Below are 3,823 nucleotides of genomic sequence, written 5' to 3'. Positions count from 1 at the left end.
GAAGATTGATAAGTTATTTCCTAACTATTCCTTATCTCTTCGGCTTCCCTGAGGCTGTAGCATTATGGGCAGGCCCGCAGAGCCCCTCGCTTTGCGCTAGAGTTAGGACATCTGGTGCCCTGCTTCCGGCCCCGACGCGGATGCTGACGCGCCCCGAGGCCGGCAAAAACAGAAACAGAAGAAGAAGGATTCGCAAAATGTCATGGGATTTTGAAAAACACTACATCAACGGCGAATGGACGCCTTCGGAGGACGACGCCTGGATCGAGGTCGAGAACCCCGCCACGCTCGAGCGCTTCGCCCGCATCCCCGACGGCACGCCCGCCGACGCGGACCGCGCCGTTGCGGCCGCAAAGGCCGCGCTCGAAGGCTGGCGCACGACGCCCCTCGCAGAACGCATCCGCCTGATGAAGGCCATGCTCGCGAACTTCGAGGCCCTGCACGACGAGATCATCCCGCTCGAAGTGGCCGAACTCGGCGCACCCGTCGGCTTCACGACCAGGACCCACTGCGAGTACCAGTACGTGCGCGTGCGCTCCTACATCGAGGCGGCGGAACGCATGGTCCTCGAGGAAACGCTCCCGAACTCCACCGTCTACCGCGAGCCCGTCGGCGTCGTCGCCTGCGTCACGCCCTGGAACTATCCGCTCGGCCAGGTCGTCCAGAAGGTCGTCCCCGCCATCCTGATGGGCTGCACCGTCGTTCTCAAGCCCAGCCAGCACACGCCGCTCACGGCCTGCCTGCTCGCCGACGCCTTCGACCGCGCGGGCTTCCCAAAGGGGGTCTTCAACATGGTGAGCGGCCGCGGCTCCAGACTCGGCGACCGCCTCGCCTCGCATCCCGACGTCGACATGGTGAGCTTCACGGGCTCCACCACCGTCGGCATCCGCATCGCGCAGCGCGCGCTCGAGAGCGTCAAGCACATCAGCCTCGAGCTCGGCGGCAAGTCCCCCGCCGTGTTCCTGCCCTCCGACGACTACTCGGCCGCCTACCCCAAGATCCTGAGCTCGATCTTCTTCAACGCGGGCCAGACCTGCACGGCTCTCTCGCGCCTCATCGTGCCCCGTCGCGACCTCGCGCGCATCGAGTCCGAATTCTGCGAGCTCGCCGCCAAGCTCGTCGTCGGCGACCCGACCGACCCGAAGACCGACATCGGCCCCGTCTCCTCGAAGGCCCAGTTCGAAAAGATCGCCGAATACGTGCAGGCCGGCATCGACGAAGGCGCACGACTCGTCATGGGCGGCGTCCCCACCGACATGTCCCGCGGCTACTACGTCAGACCCGTCGTCTTCTCCGACGTGAGAAACGACATGCGCATCGCCCGCGAGGAGATCTTCGGCCCCGTGCTCTGCATCATTCCCTACGACACCGTCGAGGAGGCCGTCTCAATCGCCAACGACACGCCCTACGGACTCTCGGGCTACGTGCACGCCCCGACGAAGGCCGAGGCGGTCGCGGTCGCAAAGCGCATCCACTCGGGCAACGTCTACATCAACGACGCCCCGCGCGACGTCACCGCGCCCTTCGGCGGCTACAAGCAGAGCGGCATCGGACGTGAGGGCGGCCTCGCGGGTCTGCTCGAATTCACGCAGCAGAAGGCCGTCTTCGACCGAACGACATACTGACACCTGCCCAAACGCATGAAAAAGCCTCCCGACGTCGGGAGGCTTTTTCATGCCGGAAATGCTCGAAACTCAGAACGGCAGCACCTTCTCCGCCGCGTCGTAGATCTCGCGGGCCTTGACGGCCAGCCTGGCCCTCACCCAGGTGAGCAGCGGACTGTTCGTCGAGCATTCGTGCCAGAAGAGGCCGGGACGCCAGGGAAGGCTCACGTCCTCCTCCGAATGGAGAACGTCGAGCGGCAGGCCCTTCGCAAGAAGAACGGCCGTTTCCCTGGGCGTGCGCATGACCAGGTCGGTTCTTGCGACGAGCGAGGCGCCCGCCACGATGAAGGGCATCTCGCAGCAGAGGCGGTCGTGCACGTTCATCGCCTGCTGTCCGATGATGAGACGCGGGCCGTCGGTGCTCATCGTGATCGCCACGCCCACATGCTCGTACTTCGCGACGTCCTCAAGACGAAGAGGACGCTTTTTGGCAAGCGCACTCAGGGGATGCCCGCGGCGCACGAGAAGCACGTGACCGGATTCGAAGAGCGTCTGCTCGTGAAAGTCAGGCGGACACGCCTTGCCGAGCGTCGAATAGACGGCGAGATCAAGGTCTCCGTGCCTCAACACCGACATCATCTCGGGGAATCGGTCGTAAACGCGAAAGCGAATGCCGGGCGCCTCCTTGCGGAGCTCCATGATGAGCGGAATGAGCAGCGTGTAGAACGCGTTGTCGATCGCCACGATCCTCACGACGCCCTCGGCGCTCTGCGGGTCGAACACGTTCTCCTCGTTGAAGAGTGCGTCGGTCGCACGCATGGCCTCGATCAGCCTCGGACGCAGCGCCTTCATGCGCACGGTCGGATACATGCGGCCTGCGGAGTGCACGAAGAGCGGATCGTCGAACCACGTCCTCGCACGTGCGAGAAGACGGGACGCAGTGGGAAGCGACAGCCCCGTTCTGTCACAGGCGCGGCTCAGCACGCCCGTTTCACAGACGCTCAGCAGCAGCCTGTAGGCCCGGTAGAGATTGCTGTCGTTGACGTCCTCGGGTATCTGCGGTCCCTGGTGATTCATGTTTTTCTCCTGGTCTGTCGGTCGCGTGAATTGTACCCCTCGGTCCCTCAAAAAGCCCGCCGCACGCGCGTTTTCCCCGAACCGCACTTCTCTCCTGTCTTGCTCGTCGCGCACTTTTCGTGGATCCGCTTTTCATTTTCCGCACATCGGTTACAGGCAGTCCGCAATAAAAATGCGAAACCCCCTGCTCTAACATTTGAATCGACGCACAAAGCGTGCACCTCATTCTTTTTAGGAGAGACTCATGAAATTCCAGGCCAAGACCATGGCTGCCCTCGTCGCCGCGACCTTCATTGCGGGCGTCGCCTGCGCTTCCGGCGGCGCTTCCGGCCCCGCCGTCACCTATGCCGTCCAAGGCAACATCGGTGAAGTGATCGTCAACCCGTACAAGGTTGCTCCGCTCACCGCCGTGATCCGCAACGGCGGCTACGAACTCAAGGACGTCGAAGTCCGCATCGTGCCGAAGATGAACGGTCAGGAAATCAAGTACAAGGTTTCCGACCGCCAGCTCAAGACCAACGCCGGCATTCCGATCTTCGGTCTGTATCCCGACTACCTGAACACCGTCGAGGTTTCCTACACGCGTCTCTTCAACGGCAAGGCCGAGAAGTTCTCCGACACGTACCAGTTCTACGCGCCTCCGGTCTACACGCGCTCCAACGGCATGCCGCGCCAGAAGGGCACGATGTTCGACACCGAAGTCCATACGGTTCATCCGGACTTCAAGGATCGTCTCTACCTCGTCGGCAACCAGCTCTCCCCGATCGCCCCGCAGGGCGCCCGCTTTGCCTGGAACAACCCGTCCGGCGGTGCGCTTGAGTGGGCCTACAACTCCAACATCGGCATCATCGACACGACCGGCGCCGTCCGCTGGTACCTCCTCGACATCCTCCTCAACGAGCCGTCCGACCCCTGGTCCTCCGGCTACATGATGGGCTTCCAGCAGACGAAGGACGGCGCCCTCACCTGGGGCTTCGGCCAGCGCTACGTCAAGTACGACCTCCTCGGCCGCGAAATCTTCAACCGCCTGCTGCCGCCTCAGTACTCCGACTACTCGCACGCCTTCGACAACGCTGAAAACGGCCACAGCTTCCTGCGCGTCGCCAACGCCGACTACCGCCGTCCCGACGGCAAGCGCGTCC

3 protein-coding genes are annotated in these 3,823 nt (G+C 63.4%); 2 read left to right on the top strand and 1 reads right to left on the bottom strand.

All coding sequences use genetic code 11. From position 1 onward, the window contains the following. Positions 1–197 precede the first annotated feature (197 nt). A complete protein-coding gene (locus tag HMPREF3036_RS11175) occupies positions 198–1,625 on the top strand; it encodes an aldehyde dehydrogenase family protein (RefSeq protein WP_062334575.1) in 1,428 nt (475 codons plus the stop codon). A gap of 69 nt (positions 1,626–1,694) precedes the next feature. Here the strand turns inward: HMPREF3036_RS11175 and HMPREF3036_RS11170 are convergent, their stop codons facing one another. Continuing rightward, positions 1,695–2,681, bottom strand: a complete 987-nt coding sequence (locus HMPREF3036_RS11170) for a LysR family transcriptional regulator (protein WP_062334572.1) — start codon at positions 2,679–2,681, stop codon at positions 1,695–1,697. 244 nt (positions 2,682–2,925) lie between these two features. Between HMPREF3036_RS11170 and HMPREF3036_RS11165 the strand changes: the two genes are divergently transcribed. Then, positions 2,926–3,823 (top strand): aryl-sulfate sulfotransferase (locus HMPREF3036_RS11165; protein ID WP_197457991.1); only part of this gene is annotated, 898 nt, incomplete at its 3' end.

Source organism: Sutterella sp. KLE1602 (assembly GCF_001578585.1).
Lineage (GTDB): Bacteria > Pseudomonadota > Gammaproteobacteria > Burkholderiales > Burkholderiaceae_F > Sutterella > Sutterella wadsworthensis_A.
The sequence above is the reverse complement of the archived record's forward strand: the minus strand, read 5'-3'. Positions and strand labels throughout refer to the sequence as shown.